General features: G+C 71.7%; 18 protein-coding genes. 10 read left to right on the top strand and 8 right to left on the bottom strand.

Annotated features, from left to right (window positions below; genetic code table 11):
• Positions 1-16: 16 nt before the first annotated feature.
• Genes P2T37_RS03100 through P2T37_RS03085 form a run of 4 tightly spaced genes read left to right on the top strand, consistent with a single transcriptional unit; the run spans position 17 to position 2,285 of the window.
• Positions 17-241, top strand: coding sequence for a hypothetical protein (locus P2T37_RS03100; protein WP_276235296.1), 225 nt, complete (start codon positions 17-19; stop codon positions 239-241).
• Positions 242-289: 48 nt separating this feature from the next.
• Positions 290-667, top strand: coding sequence for a translation initiation factor IF-5A (locus P2T37_RS03095; RefSeq protein ID WP_276235295.1), 378 nt, complete (start codon positions 290-292; stop codon positions 665-667).
• 22 nt (positions 668-689) lie between these two features.
• Complete coding sequence (locus P2T37_RS03090; RefSeq protein ID WP_276235294.1) at positions 690-1,499, top strand: arginase family protein; 810 nt, start codon at positions 690-692, stop codon at positions 1,497-1,499.
• 24 nt (positions 1,500-1,523) lie between these two features.
• A complete protein-coding gene (locus tag P2T37_RS03085) occupies positions 1,524-2,285 on the top strand; it encodes a Nif3-like dinuclear metal center hexameric protein (RefSeq protein WP_276235293.1) in 762 nt (253 codons plus the stop codon).
• Position 2,286: 1 nt separating this feature from the next.
• Here the strand turns inward: P2T37_RS03085 and P2T37_RS03080 are convergent, their stop codons facing one another.
• Positions 2,287-2,982 (bottom strand): hypothetical protein, encoded by a 696-nt coding sequence (locus tag P2T37_RS03080; protein ID WP_276235292.1) that lies wholly within the window; start codon positions 2,980-2,982, stop codon positions 2,287-2,289.
• Positions 2,983-3,087: 105 nt separating this feature from the next.
• On the opposite strand from P2T37_RS03080, the gene P2T37_RS03075 reads away from it, so the two are divergent.
• Positions 3,088-3,570, top strand: a complete 483-nt coding sequence (locus tag P2T37_RS03075) for a GNAT family N-acetyltransferase (RefSeq protein ID WP_276235291.1) — start codon at positions 3,088-3,090, stop codon at positions 3,568-3,570.
• Here P2T37_RS03075 and P2T37_RS03070 read toward each other — a convergent pair.
• Together P2T37_RS03070 and P2T37_RS03065 are read right to left on the bottom strand one after the other, a co-directional pair.
• The gene (locus P2T37_RS03070; RefSeq protein ID WP_276235290.1) at positions 3,567-4,421 is read right to left on the bottom strand and encodes a ZIP family metal transporter; all 855 of its coding nucleotides are present in this window, start codon (positions 4,419-4,421) and stop codon (positions 3,567-3,569) included. The genes P2T37_RS03075 and P2T37_RS03070 overlap by 4 nt on opposite strands.
• 69 nt (positions 4,422-4,490) lie before the next feature.
• Complete coding sequence (locus P2T37_RS03065; RefSeq protein WP_276235289.1) at positions 4,491-5,174, bottom strand: SDR family oxidoreductase; 684 nt, start codon at positions 5,172-5,174, stop codon at positions 4,491-4,493.
• Positions 5,175-5,272: 98 nt separating this feature from the next.
• On the opposite strand from P2T37_RS03065, the gene P2T37_RS03060 reads away from it, so the two are divergent.
• Genes P2T37_RS03060 through cruF form a run of 3 tightly spaced genes read left to right on the top strand, consistent with a single transcriptional unit; the run spans position 5,273 to position 8,633 of the window.
• A complete protein-coding gene (locus P2T37_RS03060) occupies positions 5,273-6,877 on the top strand; it encodes a phytoene desaturase family protein (protein ID WP_276235288.1) in 1,605 nt (534 codons plus the stop codon).
• Complete coding sequence (locus P2T37_RS03055) at positions 6,878-7,753, top strand: prenyltransferase (protein WP_276235287.1); 876 nt, start codon at positions 6,878-6,880, stop codon at positions 7,751-7,753.
• Positions 7,746-8,633 carry a bisanhydrobacterioruberin hydratase gene (gene cruF / locus P2T37_RS03050; RefSeq protein ID WP_276235286.1) on the top strand — a complete coding sequence of 296 codons (888 nt, stop codon included), beginning with the start codon at positions 7,746-7,748 and terminating at the stop codon, positions 8,631-8,633. The genes P2T37_RS03055 and cruF overlap by 8 nt, the downstream gene beginning before the upstream one ends.
• A 7-nt stretch (positions 8,634-8,640) precedes the next feature.
• On the opposite strand, the gene P2T37_RS03045 is transcribed toward cruF, so the two are convergent.
• Together P2T37_RS03045 and P2T37_RS03040 are read right to left on the bottom strand one after the other, a co-directional pair.
• A complete protein-coding gene (locus P2T37_RS03045; protein WP_276235285.1) occupies positions 8,641-9,591 on the bottom strand; it encodes a phytoene/squalene synthase family protein in 951 nt (316 codons plus the stop codon).
• Between the two features lie 88 nt (positions 9,592-9,679).
• Positions 9,680-11,032, bottom strand: a complete 1,353-nt coding sequence (locus P2T37_RS03040) for a phosphoribosylamine--glycine ligase (RefSeq protein ID WP_276235284.1) — start codon at positions 11,030-11,032, stop codon at positions 9,680-9,682.
• A gap of 105 nt (positions 11,033-11,137) precedes the next feature.
• On the opposite strand from P2T37_RS03040, the gene P2T37_RS03035 reads away from it, so the two are divergent.
• Positions 11,138-11,530, top strand: a complete 393-nt coding sequence (locus tag P2T37_RS03035) for a universal stress protein (RefSeq protein ID WP_276235283.1) — start codon at positions 11,138-11,140, stop codon at positions 11,528-11,530.
• A 39-nt stretch (positions 11,531-11,569) separates the two neighbouring features.
• Entirely contained in the window at positions 11,570-11,833 is a 264-nt protein-coding gene (locus P2T37_RS03030; RefSeq protein ID WP_276235282.1) for a DUF7553 family protein, read from the top strand.
• Here P2T37_RS03030 and P2T37_RS03025 read toward each other — a convergent pair.
• Genes P2T37_RS03025 through P2T37_RS03015 form a run of 3 tightly spaced genes read right to left on the bottom strand, consistent with a single transcriptional unit; the run spans position 11,830 to position 14,093 of the window.
• Entirely contained in the window at positions 11,830-13,056 is a 1,227-nt protein-coding gene (locus P2T37_RS03025) for an ornithine cyclodeaminase, nickel-pincer nucleotide-dependent (protein WP_276235281.1), read from the bottom strand. The two genes, P2T37_RS03030 and P2T37_RS03025, sit on opposite strands and share 4 nt — an antisense overlap.
• A 42-nt stretch (positions 13,057-13,098) precedes the next feature.
• Positions 13,099-13,509: a hypothetical protein gene (locus tag P2T37_RS03020; RefSeq protein ID WP_276235280.1), complete on the bottom strand. Its 411-nt coding sequence runs from the start codon at positions 13,507-13,509 to the stop codon at positions 13,099-13,101.
• Positions 13,510-13,538: 29 nt separating this feature from the next.
• The gene (locus tag P2T37_RS03015) at positions 13,539-14,093 is read right to left on the bottom strand and encodes a hypothetical protein (protein WP_276236208.1); all 555 of its coding nucleotides are present in this window, start codon (positions 14,091-14,093) and stop codon (positions 13,539-13,541) included.
• Positions 14,094-14,104 lie beyond the last annotated feature (11 nt).

Raw genomic sequence — 14,104 nt, 5'->3', positions numbered from 1 at the left:
TACCGTCCCACCGTCCATGGAACCGTTCCGCTCCGCCCACTCCCCTCCGGAGGCCCTGCTCGCCGTCGCCTGCCTGCTCGCGGGGCTCGGCTTCGGTATCACCGGGCTGTCGCTGTTCGCCGACGCGGCCGCCGGGTCGCTGTCGACCGCGGACGCCCGCGCGCTGGCCGCGCTCGCCCCCGCGGTCGTCGGCGCGGTGCTGACGACGACCGGGGGCTGGCTGTTCGGCCGCCTGCCGTGACCGGGCGCTATCGTACCGTTTATACCCGCTAGGCCGGAACCCGGTGGCATGGCGAGAGAGCAGACCGAGGTCCGCGAACTCCAGGAGGGGAACTACGTCATGATCGAGGACGTTCCCTCCGTCATCACGTCGTACAGCACGTCCAAGCCCGGCAAGCACGGCAGCGCGAAGGCCCGTGTCGAGGGGAAGGGCGTCTTCGACGGCGGCCAGAAGCGCAACTTCACGAACCCGGTCGACGCGAAGGTCTGGGTCCCCATCATCACGCGCAAGCAGGGGCAGGTCGTCTCGACCGGCAGCGGCGAGATGCAGGTCATGGACCTGGAGACGTACGACACGTTCACGATGCGCGTCCCCGACGACCTCTCGGTCTCCGCGGACGACGAGATCGAGTTCCTGGAGTACGAGTCGCAGCGCAAGGTCGTTTAAGCCCCGCCCGCGTAGCCGACGCATGGCTCCGTTCCCCGGCGCGACCGCCGCGCGCGACGAGGCCGCCTACGCCGTCGTCGGCGCGCCGCTCGATATCTCGACCACCTTTCAGCCCGGCGCGCGGTTCGGTCCCGACCGCGTCCGGCGCTTCTCCCGCACCTTCGACGACTACGACCGCCGCACGGACAGCCGCTTCACCGACCTCGGCGTGCACGACGCCGGCGACGTGCGCGCCTGGGACGACGCCGCGGAGTACCTCTCGTTTCTGGAGGGCGACCTCGCCGACCTCCGCGCCGACGGCGTCGTCCCCCTCCTCGTCGGCGGGGAACACACCGTCTCCGTCGCGGGGGTCCGCGCGGCCGACCCGGACGTCTTCGTCTGTCTGGACGCACATCTGGACCTCCGGGCCGAGTACGACGGCAACCCCCTCTCGCACGCGACGGCGACGCGCCACGCGCTCGACGTCGCCGACGAGGCGGTGATACTCGGCGCGCGCACCGGGTCGCCCGAGGAGTGGTCCCGTGCCGCCGAGGCCGACGTGACCGTCGTCCCGCCCGAGGAGGTGGCGGACTGGACGTTCGACCGCCCGGGCGACGCCTACCTCTCCGTCGACATCGACGGCGCGGACCCCGGGTTCGCGCCCGGCACCGGGACGATGGAGCCGTTCGGCCTCGCCCCCCGCGAGATGCGCGACGTCGTCCGGGCGGTCGCGCCGTCGTGCGTCGGGTTCGACCTCGTGGAGGTGAACGACCGCGACGACGGGCAGGCCGCCGCGCTCGGCGGGAAACTCCTCCGCGAGTTCGTGTTCGCACACGCCGAGGGACACGCCTAACGGCCCCGCCGCCGAAGCCCGGGTATGAAGCTCTCCGAGTTCGCCGACCGGTTGGACGACGAGCTAGCCGTCGCCGACTGGCGCGGCGCGGACTACGCGGTGAACGGCCTCCAGGTGGGGCCCGAGGACGCCGAGGTCGAACACGCGGCCTTCGCCGTCGACGGCGTCGTCGCGACGTTCGAGGCCGCCGCCGACGCGGGCGCGGACGTGCTCGTCGTCCACCACGGGGTGTCGTGGGGCGGCATCGACCGCGTGACGGGCAAGGAGTACGACCGGGTTCGCGCCCTCCTCGACAACGACCTCGCGCTGTACGCCGCCCACGTCCCGCTCGACGCGCACCCGGCGTACGGCAACGCCGCACGACTGTGCGAGTACCTGGACCTCGACGTCGTCGAGGGGTTCGGCCGCGAGGGGCCGGGCCACGTCGGCCAGCGCGGCCGCGCGGCGGAGCCGTACACGACCGCCGAACTGCGCGAACGACTGGAGGAATTAGAGGGGGGCGACGGGGTGCAGGTGCTCGACTTCGGGCCCGAGCGCATCGAGGACGTGGCCGTCCTCACCGGGAGCGGGACGGACTGGCTGGACGAGGCGCGCGAGAAGGGCGTGGACGCGCTGATAACGGGCGAGGGGAAACAGCCGGCGTACCACGAGGCGCGCGAGGCCGGAATCTCGGTGTTCCTCGCGGGCCACTACGCGACGGAGACGTTCGGCGTCCGGGCGCTCGCCGACCTCGCGGAGGGATGGGAGGTCGAGACGACCTACCTGTCGCACCCGACCGGGCTCTGAACTACAGTTCCTCGATGCCGAGCGTGAACCCCCACGTCGGGGGCTGCTCGTCGTCCGCACTCGACAGCGGCGCGACGTTGTACGCGGCCTCGAAGCGGTACTCGCCGGCCGGGAGACAGTCGGTTTCGGGGTTGCCGTACAGGCCGACGTAGGCCGTGAGGGTGCCGCCCGCGGGTATCTCGACGGTGCCGTACTCCATCGTGACGGCGACCGGCGAGTCGAGCGTCCAGCAGTCGCCCGCGGCGAAGTCCGGCGTCACTCGGTCCGGGTCGCCCGACGTGGAGCGCTCGGAGTGGGGGAGCAGGACGTACGTGCCGTCGTCGCTGCCGACGTACTGGAACACGACGGCGCGGTACTCGCCGACCGTCACCGGGTCGTCGCCGGGGTTGTCCACGTCGACGCGGAGGACGGGCGGGGACCCGCCGGTAGCGAAGGGGTCGGCGAGCGAGACGCGCGGCGTCACGGGGAGAGCGTCCGCGTCGTCGCTCGCGACGATGCTCGCGCGGCGGGTCGCGTCGCGGGGGACGTCGAGCTCGCTGGGCTCGATACCGTCCCCCGTGCCGTTCCCGCCGTCGGCGGGGCCCGAAACCGCGGGGTCGTCGTCGGGGGTCGAGGTGCCGCCGATGGCGGTACAGCCGGCGAGTCCCGCGAGGCCGGCCAGGCCGGCCGCGCGGAGGAGGGTTCGTCGTGTCGTCACGGGAGGAGAAAGGTCACGCGACGGCTTAACCCGGTCGTAGCCTCAAAGGCTCGTTTGACCTGTCGGGGCGAAAGCCTCTTTCGGGGCTCGACCACAGCCCGCGACATGGACGTTCGCCCCGCGACCCCCGACGACGCCGAGGCCATCGCCCGCGTCGGCACCGAGACGTGGCACGACACCTACGACGACGTAATGGGCCGCGGGACGGTGACCGACCTGACCGACGAGTGGTACGACCCCGAGGCGGTCCGCGACTACTTCGACGACGACGGCTTCGCGGCCTACGTCGCCGAGGCCGACGGGGTGGTCGGCTACGCGTACAGCCGCGCCGGCGAGGACGGCCTGTGGCACCTCCCGGCCGTCTACGTCCTGCCCGAGCGGCAGGGGGAGGGCATCGGCGCGGCGCTGGCCGACCGCGTGGAAGCCGACGCCCGCGCGGCCGGCGCCGACCGGGTTCGGCTGGTCGTCCTCGAAGCGAACGAGGCGGCGCGGGCGTTCTACGAGGCGCGCGGCTACCGGGCGACGGGCGAGCGCGAGGAGTCGGTCGTCGAGGGGACGACGGAGGCGGTGTACGAGCTGGAGGTCTAGGCGATGACGAGCCACGCCGCGAACACGGCGAGGCCCCCGAGCAGGGTGGAGGCGACGGCGTGGACGCGGAGGCGGTCGAGCAGGGCGTGGGCGTCCTCCGAGAGGCGGGCCACCTCGCCCACCTCGGTGCCGGTCTCGCACTCCGGGAGGAAGTCCATCGCGACGTGGAGGAAGACGCCCGCGCCGAAGCCGAAGACGGCGGCCTGCATCCCCGTCGAGAACGTCGGGTCGAGCACCGCGACGGGGATGGCCGTCAGGCCGACGGCGGCCGCCGGGAACAGGAGGACGGAGACGGGCTTGCCGGCCTTCCGGAGTCGCCGCGCGGCGGCGTAGCCGGCGGGGCCCTTGTGCGAGACGATGGCGAGGCCGAGCAGCAGTCCCACCGTCGGGAGCGCGGCGTAGATGACGCCGATGATGAGCCCCGCGGCGAGCGCGTGGGCCGATATCTGGAGCGCCGTGTCGTCGAAGGAGGTGTCCAGATGGGTGAGGCGGTGCCCGACGGTGTGGGCCCCGTAGCCGGCGAGGATGCCGGCTGCGACGCCGAAGCCGCCCACCTGCCCGCCGAGGCCGAACGCCTGCGGGAGCAGGAAGACGGCCGCGGAGGTTATCATCGCGCCCGCGGCGAGGCCGTAGCCCCACACGAGGCGGTAGGCGTCCTGCGTGCCGGCGGCGCGCGCGCCGAAGTAGGCGAACCCGCCCATGGCGAGGAAGGCGACCCACGAGACGACGAGCACCTTGTCGGTTCCGGCCCGGAGGCCGACGACGGTGAGCGCGAGCAACAGGAGCGTCCCGGCGACGCCCGCGAGCGACACGTCGCCCACGCGGGGCACGGTGACGGATTCGACTGACATTACTAACTCTACTGTCGATATTATTAATAAGGTCGTCGGTTTGTGAACGCCGCACCCGGAGTTAGTAACTCACCGGGTCGCGGACTTCCAGTCGCGCAGGGTGAGGACGTTGCCGTCGAGGTCATCGGCCGCCGTCGCGGCCCACCGGAACATCGGGGCCACGTCCGCCGGGTCGCGGCCCTGCATCCCGTTCGTGAGATCGGAGGTCACCTGTCCGGGGTCCACGACCCCGACCGCCTGGTCGAGTTCGGCGGCGAACTGCCGGGCGAGCGCCTCGGCCAGCGCCTTCGAGGCGGCGTAGGAACCGAACCCGGCCTTCGCCTCGCGGGCGATGCCGCCGGAGGGAATCACCACCCGCGCGTCGTCGGCGAGGTGGGGGACGGCCTCGCTGACGGCGGCGAACACGCCCCGGCCGTTGACGCGGAGGTGTTCGTCGAACGCCGAGTACGCCTCGTCCGCGAGGGGCGTCTCGCCGGGCGCGCCGTGGTAGACGCCCGCGTTGGCGAACACGGCGTCGATGGCCCCGCCCTCGCGCGCGGCCGTCTCCATCAGCCGCTCCATGTCGTACTCGTCGCGCACGTCGGCGCGCTGGGCGACGGCCTCGCCGCCGGCGTCCTCGACGTCGTCGGCCACCGCCTCCAGCGCGTCCGCGGAGCGGGCACACAGCACCACGCGGTCGCCCGCCGCGCCGTACTCGCGTGCCACCGCCGCCCCGATACCGCGACTCGCGCCCGTGACTACGACCGTGTCCATACCGGAGCGAGGGCCGGCACCCGGAAGGCCGTTTCCCTGGCGGCGACCGAGGGCGGGGGTATCGGTGGCTTTTCGACGGGTCCGCACCTATCGCGTGTATGTCACTCACGGGAACCCCGGTGGCGGTCATCGGGGGCGGCTTCGGGGGCCTGTCGACGGCCTGCTATCTCGCGGACGCGGGGGCGAACGTCACCGTCTTCGAGAAGAACGAGCAGCTCGGCGGCCGGGCCTCCTCGCTCCACCGCGACGGCTTCCGCTTCGATATGGGCCCGTCGTGGTACCTGATGCCGGACGTGTTCGAGCGGTTCTTCGGCCACTTTGGGAGGGAGCCGTCCGACTACTACGACCTCGCGCGCCTCGACCCCCACTACCGCATCTTCTTCAAGGGGGACCAGGGCGCGACGGACGGCGGGGTCGCGGCCGAGGCCCCCGGCTTCGGCGAGCACGACGGCGCGCGCTACGTCGATATGCTCCCGGACCTCGACGCCAACGTCGAGACGTTCGAGGCCATCGAACCCGGCGCGGGCGACGCGCTCCGGGAGTACCTCGACACCTCCGCGACCCACTACGAGACGGCGATGGAGCACTTCGTGTACGAGGACCGCCCGCGCCTGCGCGACTGGGTGGAGCTCGACGTGATGAGGGCCGCGCCCATCGGCCTCCAGCTCATCGGGACGATGGACGACTACGTGGCCGACTACTTCGAGACGCCGAAGCTCCGCCAGATAATGCAGTACACGCTCGTGTTCCTCGGCGGCTCGCCGCGCAACACGCCCGCGCTGTACAACATGATGAGCCACGTCGATTTCAACATGGGCGTGTACTACCCCGAGGGCGCGGACCCCTCGCCGGAGACGCGCACGCTCATCGACGACCCGGAGGGCGAGGTCACGGGCCTCTCGGCCGTCGTCTCGGGGCTCGTCGAACTCGGCCGGGAGCTCGGCGTCTCCTACGAACTGAACGCGCCCGTCGCCGAGATAATCTCCCGGCGCGAGGGGTTCGAACTCGAACTCGCGGGCGGCGGCCGCTCGCGGTTCGACCTCGTCGTCTCCGACGCCGACTACGCCCACACGGAGCAGGAACTGCTCCCCGAACACGCCCGCGGCTACGACGCCGACTACTGGGACGAGCGCACCTACGCGCCCTCCGCGTTCCTGCTGTACATGGGCGTCGAGGGGGACATCGACCCGCTCGCACACCACACGCTCGTGCTCCCGGACGACTGGGACCCGCACTTCGACGACATCTTCGACACCCCCGCGTGGCCGGACGACCCCGCGTACTACGTCTGTGCCCCCTCGGAGACGGACGACACCGTCGCCCCCGAGGGCCACTCGAACCTGTTCGTGCTCGTCCCCATCGCCCCCGGCCTCGAGGACGGTCCCGAGGTCCGCGAGGAGTACCGCGAGGCCGTCCTCGACGACCTCGCGACGAACACGGGCGTCGAACTCCGCGACCGCATCGTGGTCGAGGAGGAGTTCTCCGTCTCGGAGTTCACGGAGCGGTACAACTCGATGAAGGGGACCGCGCTCGGGATGGCCCACACGCTCCGCCAGACCGCCCTGCTCCGCCCGCCGCACCGCTCGAAGGAACTGGACGGCCTCTACTTCACGGGGTCGTACACCACGCCGGGTATCGGCGTCCCGATGTGTCTCATCTCCGGCGAACACACCGCCGACGCCGTGCTCGCGGACCGCGACTGAATGAGCGACGCGCCCCTGCTCGACCGGCTGTTGCCCCCCCGCGACACGCGCACGGGGTACCTGGTCCGCCTCTCGCGGCCGCGCTTCTGGCTCTACCTCGCCGGCCCGGTCGTCGTCGGGGTCGCGTACGCCGCGAACTCGCCCGCGGAGCTGTTCGGCCCGCTCGCCGTCGCGCTGTTCGTCTACTTCCTGCTGCCGGCGAACGTCTTCCTCTACGGCGTCAACGACGTGTTCGACCGCGACGTGGACGCCGCGAACCCCAAGAAGGAGGAGCGCGAGGTGCGCTACCGCGGCGACCGCACCGTCCCGGTCGCCGTCGCCGTCACGGCGCTCGCGGGGCTGGCCTTCCTCCCCTTCCTCCCCCCGGCCGGGGCCGTCGCCATGCTCGGCTTCCTCGCCCTCGGCGCGGAGTACTCCGCGCCCCCGCTCCGGTTCAAGACGAAGCCGCTGCTGGACTCGCTGTCGAACGGCCTCTACGTCCTGCCCGGCGTCGTCGCCTACGCCGCCGTGTCGGGCGTCGCGCCCCCCGCGCTCGCCGTCGCCGGCGGCTGGCTGTGGGCGATGGCGATGCACACCTTCTCCGCGATACCGGACATCGACCCCGACCGCGAGGCGGGCATCGAGACGACCGCGACCCGCCTCGGGGAGTCGAGAACGTACGCCTACTGCGGCCTGCTGTGGGCCGGCGCGGCGGCCGCCTTCGCCCTCCTCCACCCGTTCCTCGGCGCGGTGTTCGCCTTCTACCCCCTGTTCGTCGCCGGCATCGCGCTCTCGGGCGTGGCCGTCGACCGGGCCTACTGGTGGTTCCCGGTCGTCAACACCGCCGCCGGCGCCGTGCTGACGAACGGCGCGCTGTGGGTGATGCTGTATGGCTGAGTCCGAGACGGCCGTCTCCCGGACGACCGTCGAGACGCGGCTGGACGACCTCGTGGCGGGGAACCGCTTCACCATCGCCGTCGTGTTCCCGCTGTTCGGGGCCGTCCTGCTCGTCGCCAGCGCCGAGTCGCTGCTGCCCGCGCCCCTCAACTTCAACCCCCTGCTCGTGCTGTTCGGCACGCTCGTGATGCGCCTCCCGCTCGTCGCGGGGGTCGCCCCGGTCGTGGGTCGCCGGGCCGCCGCCGGCATCGGCCTGCTCACGCTGTACGCGTACGCCGTCGAGTACGTCGGGACGACCACGGGCCTGCCGTACGGCTACTTCGCGTACGGCGTGGACCTCGGGCCGATGCTGCTCGACAAGGTGCCGCTCGGCCTCCCCGTGTTCTTCCTCCCGCTCGTGGTGAACGCCTACCTGCTGTGTCTGCTCCTCCTCGGGTCGCGCTCCGCGCTCGTGCGCGTGCCGGTCGTCATCGGGACGGTCCTGCTGATGGACCTCGTGCTCGACCCCGGCGCCGTCGCGCTCGGCTTCTGGGAGTACGAACTCGGCCGGGTCGCGCTCGACGCGTGGCCCTACACCGCGACCGGCGACTTCTACGGCGTCCCGTGGTCGAACTACGCCGGGTGGGTGCTCTCCGCGACGGTCGCCGTCGTGACGCTCGACCGCGCGTTCGACGCGGACGCGCTCCGCGCGCGGCTCCGCGGCTGTGAGTTCATGCTCGACGACCTCGTCTCGTTCGTCATCCTGTGGGGCGGCATCAACGCCTACTTCGGCCAGTGGGTGCCGGTCGCGCTCGCGGCCCTGCTCGGGGTCGGCCTGTGGCGGACGGACCGCTTCGACGTGCCGCCGCCGCCGTGGCTGGAGCGGCGGCGGGCGGAGTGAGAAACCGTCAGCGTGCCGGACTCGGCGCCCCGGGCTCGGCGTGGCGGCGCGCGTCCCCGCTCGGGACGGCGGACACCTTCGCGAACACGGCCTCCGGGTCCTTGTTCCACAGCCAGTGCCAGCGCGTGCGGACCGAGAGCGACACCTTCCGGGCCGTCGAGAGGCTCGGGGTGTCGGTGAGCGTGTCGTAGTCGCGCGCCCGGATGAGGCGGTGGTGGTCGGCGTACAGCACGGCCGACAGCAGCACCGCGAACTGGCAGTCCTTCGGGAGGTACTTGATGCCGGCCACGCCTTCGCGGTACAGCTCCTCCGTGCGGTGGAGCTCGGACTGGACGGCACGGCGGAAGCCGTCGGTCGGCTCGCGGGCGCGGATGTCGTCGACCCCGGAGCCGAACTCCTCCAGGGTCTCGATGGGGAGGTAGACGCGGTCGCGCTCCACGATGTCCTCGCCCACGTCGCGCAGGAAGTTCGTCATCTGGAACGCCTCGCCGAGCGTCGTCGCGTGCGGCAGGGCGACCTCCGTCTCCTCGCCGTCCATCACGTAGGTCATCATCACGCCGACGGCGGCGGCGGAGCCGCGCATGTACTCGCGCAGTTGGTCGTACGTGTGGTACCGCGAGGTGTCGATGTCGGCGGCCATCGCGTCCACGAACGTCTCCACCTCCTCGTCGGGGATGCCGTACGCCTCGCGCATCTCGGCGAAGGCCGCCAGCACGGCGTCGTCCGTCTCGGTGCGGCCGAGCGCGGCCTCGCGTATCTCGGCCAGCCGGCGGCGCTGCTCCTCGGCGTCGACCCCCTGCGCGTCGTCGACGACCTCGTCGGCGACCCGGAAGAACGCGTACAGCACGTACGTCGCGTCCCGCACCCGCTTCGGCAGCACCCGCGTCGCGTAGTAGAACGTCTTCCCCGTCGCCTTGTGGATGGACTTGCTCTCCGCCAGCTGGGACTCGTCAACCATTCGCTGGTCCGATACTACGCGGGGGCACTTCTTATAGGTTCCCGCGACGTGACGGGAAACCGCCGCGTGCGACCGATTCCGACCCCGCTCAGGGGCCGAGATACCCCCACGCGAGCAGCCGGTCGCCGTCCGCCTCCCACCGTTCGCCGATGTCGTCGCGGTAGTAGCAGTTCGGCACCACGACGCGGCCGACGCGCTCGTAGCACTGCTCGCGCGCCGCCCGCATCGTCTCGCCCTTGCCCGTGACGACGAGCGGCATCCCCGACTCGCCCGCGGCGCGCCACTGCCGGCCCCCCTCGACCGCGACGCGCTTCGCGTCCTCGATGTGGACGCCCTCGGGGACGACCCCGTCCGTCGTGACGAGTTCGGGGTCCGGACCCGCGACCTCGCCCTCGAAGACGAGCGGGGCGTTCCGCGAGGTCTCGTCGTACGTCGCGTCGTCGTCGAACGGGAACGGCGGGAGGACGACGCGGACGCCGACCGCGTACCCCTCGTACACGTCGAGGTCGGGGTCGTTACCCCGCGCGAGGTCGTGGAAGAACCGGCCGGTGTCGCACTCGAACGTCTCCTGCTGGAGGGTGATGGTCGGGTAGCCGAACCGCGGGGTGAACTCCAGCGGGTACGCCCCCTCGGCGTTGACGATGCAGTTCAGGTCGATGCTCCCGACGTACCCCTCCTCGGCGAGCCACCCCTCCAGGCTCCCGAGCGTGCGCCGGAACAGCTCGTTGCGCCCGGCCCAGAACAGCGAGGTCCCCATCTCGCCCGTCGAGGGGCCGATGTTGCCGGGGAAGAGCTTCTTGTGCTCGAAGTTGAAGTTTATCGGCTCGACGAACCGCTCGCCGTCGAAGAAGCCGCAGACGGCCACCTCGACGCCCTCGACGCGCCGCTGGAGCTGGAACCCCTTCATCCGGTGGCCCCACGACTTCTCGTAGGCGCGCAACACGTCCACCACGTCGCCGCCGTCGTCCTCGCGCCCGACGTACAGCAGGCGCTTGACGTTCTGCACCTCGCCCAGCGGCTTGATGACGTACGGCGCGGGGTTCGCCTCCACGTACTCGACGGCCGCCCCGAACTCCGTGAACTCCCGGTGGGGCATCGTGTCCACGCCGTGGGCTTCGAGCAGGTCCATCGCCGCGCCGCGCTCGGCCTCCAGTTCGTCGGTGGCCGGCGTCCCCCCGACGACCGCGTGGCCCTCGGCGCGGAGTTCCTCGGCGAGCGCACCCGTCCCCACGTCGGAGCCGACCCAGATGTCGTCGAACACGACGGTGTCGGCCCACTCGACCTCGCCGCGCCAGTCGTCCGTCTTCTCGACGAACCCGTCGGCTATCTCGCGGTCGGACTCGGCCTCGACGTAGTACTTCACGTCGTGGCCCTCGCGGGTCAACTGCCACGCGAGGTCACCGAGCAGGGCGGCGTCGAGCGAACAGACTAGGAATCGCATACAGGCCCCCCGACCGCGGGGGACAAAACGGTTGCCGCGCCGCGAGCGCGCCCCCTCGCCGCGGGAGCCACACTTTTACCGTCCGGGCGTGAGATTTCGTGCCGTATGACGACGTTCCTCATCGGGACCGACAGCGTGGAGACGAGCGAGACGCTCGTCCCGTACGTGAAGGGCCGACTGACCGACGGCGACACGGTGTACGCGGTGAACTCCCTGTTCGGCGGCGACGACACGAGCGACGAGGACGTGGCCGCCGGCGAGGAGGCGCTGCGGGTCCTCGCCGACGAACTCGGCGCCGACACGCACCAGCTCATCCGCGGCAACAGCCCGCAGGAGGACATGCTGGAGTTCGCCCGCGACCACGACGCCGACGAACTCGTCATCGGCATCCGCAAGCGCTCCCCGACCGGGAAGATGCTGTTCGGCTCCACCGCACAGGACCTGCTGCTCGACACCGACCGGCCCGTCGCGACGGTGCCGCTCACCAAGCCGAACTGACGCGGCAAGCGTTTTCTCCCCCGGCGTCCGACTCCGACCGTGAGCCGAGAGCACCTCCGCGACGCCGCCGACGCCCTCGACCGGGCCGCCGACGGCGTCGCCGACACGGACCGCGCGCGAACCCTCGCCGACAGCCTGCGCTCGCTCGCGGAGCGCGACACCGGGCCCGACCACGGCCGCCTCGCGCGCATCGAGAACGCGCTCGTGGAACTGCGCGACGGCGCGGACGACGAGGCGGCCGCGGCGCTCGACGAGACGAAGGAACACGTCGAGGCGTACCGCGAGAACGTCCCGGGCGTCTAGCCGAGCAGTTCGTCGGCGAGCGTCGGGACGAACGTGCCGATGTCGGTCACCATCCCGACGGCCTGTGCGCTCCCGCGGTCGAGCAGTTGGGTGACCGTCGCGGGGTTGATATCGACGCAGACGACCCGCGTGTCCGAGGGGAGGCAGTTGCCGACGGCGACCGAGTGGAGGAGCGTCGAGAGCATCAGCACCATGTCGGCGTCGTGCGCCTGCTCGCGGATGGCGTTCTGCGCCTCCACCGCGTCGGTGATAGTGTCCGGGAGCGGGCCGTCGTCGCGAATCGACCCGGCGAGCACGTAGGGCACGTCGTTCTCGATACACTGGTACATCACGCCCGACTCGACCACTCCCTGCTCGACGGCCTCCGGGATGCTCCCCGCGCGGATGACCTCGGAAATGGTGTAGATGTGGTGTTTGTGGCCCTTGCGCGCGTGGTCGGCCGTCTCGGTGTTCACCCCGAGCGAGGTGCCGAACAGGTCGCGCTCGATGTCGTGGACGGCGAAGCCGTTGCCCGCCGACAGCGCGTCCACGAATCCCTCGCGGACCAGTCGCGCGAGGTCCTCGCGCGCCCCGGTGTGGATGAGCGCGGGGCCGGCGACGACGAGGACGTTGCCGCCCTCGGCCTTCGTCTCCGCGATGGCCTCCGCGACCTGCCGGATGGTCGTCTCCGAGGGGCGCTCGGAGGAGACGCCGCCGCGCATGAAGCCGAACGCGCCGCCGCCGTTGCGCGGACGCTCCGGGGGCTTGACCCGGATGCCGCCCTCGCCGGTGACGATGCGGTCGCCCGCCTCGACGGCGTTGAGCACCTTCGTGTAGGCGCGCGGCCCGTCGTCGGTGTCCTCGACGACGACCGCACAGTCCATCTCCATCCGCTCGACGCCGACCCACTCGCCCTCGTAGCGTACGTCCGTCGGGTGGTTCGTCGTGGAGTAGAACCCCTCCGGGACCACCTGGTCGTCGGGCGCGGGCGTCAGAGTCGCGTCCGCCGGGTCCGCGGGGTTCGCGCCGTTCTGGTGGAGTTCGTGGAGGATGGAGCGGAGCGTCTCCTCGTCCTCGGCGCTGACGCGCATCCGGGCGTACGAGCGCTCGTCCTTCCGGCGGCCGACCTCGAACTCCTCGACGTCGAACTCGCCGCCCATGTCCATCACGATGGAGAAGGCCGACCCCATCATCCCCGAGTCGATGATGTGGCCCTCCAGTTCGACCACGCGCGAGACTGTCATACTCGGGCGTGGCGGCCCCCGCTCAAGTCGCTTCCCCTCGCCTCACCGTTTGCGGTCCACCTCGACGCGCCCAACCCGGTCGGCGAGGCGCTCGTAGAAGGCGCGCAGTCCCTCGGGGCCGGTCGCGGAGCGGGGGTGGAGTTCGACGGTGCCGTCGCGGACGGCGACCCGGAAGGTGTCGTCGGTGTCGTCGTCGTGGACGAGGTACAGCGGCATCGGGAGGTCGAACCAGTCGCCGTAGCGGTACGGGCCGTCGGCGAGCACGGCCTCGACGGCGGCCGCGAGGTCGCCGTCCGCGGCGAGGACGAACACGGTGCCGCCCTCGTAGCGCATCCCGCCCGACCGCTGGTGGGTCCGCTCGGGGTGGTCGACGGAGAAGTCCGGGCCCGCCGGCTCGCTCGCCTCCTCGCGGAGGTCGCTCGCGGTCGTGAAGCCGACGTCCTCCTCGTCCACGGGTCGGCGGGGCTACGCCGCGATACCGCTTAAACTCGCGGGCGCACGTCGACGGGACAGCCGTTGATCTCTCCGCCGCGCATCCCGTCGGCGAGCCAGAACACGGAGAGGACGAGCACGACCAGCGCGCCGAGCGCGAACTCCAGCCCGTCGAGCGGGAGCCACAGCAGGGAGGTCGACACGCCGACGAGCGAGAGCAGGCCGACGAGTATCGCGGAGCCGCAGGCGGCACAGCCGGCCCCGAGCGTGCCGAGGACGACGCCGGCCGCGCCCGTCCCGCCCTCGCGGATCGTCACGCCGTGTTCCCGGAAGTGGTAGGCCGCCATCGCCACGTCCACGCCCGTCAGCGCCGCGACGGCGACGAGCAGCGTCGCCTGCAGGGGGCCGAACGCCGGCCCGACGAACGGGAACTGGCCGAGCACGAGCGTGACTCGGTCCCCGACGGCGAGGTCCGCGGTGAGCGCGAATCCGGCCAGCGGGAGGTTGAGCGAGAGCACGAACAGCGTCAGCGCGGCGACGGCCGCGACGGCGGCGAGGACGGCGTACGCCGGAACCGTGAGCACCAGCCGGCCGGTGCGGGCCATCAGTCGCCAGT

The organism is Halosegnis marinus (assembly GCF_029338355.1).
Lineage (GTDB): Archaea > Halobacteriota > Halobacteria > Halobacteriales > Haloarculaceae > Halosegnis > Halosegnis marinus.
The sequence above is the reverse complement of the archived record's forward strand: the minus strand, read 5'-3'. Positions and strand labels throughout refer to the sequence as shown.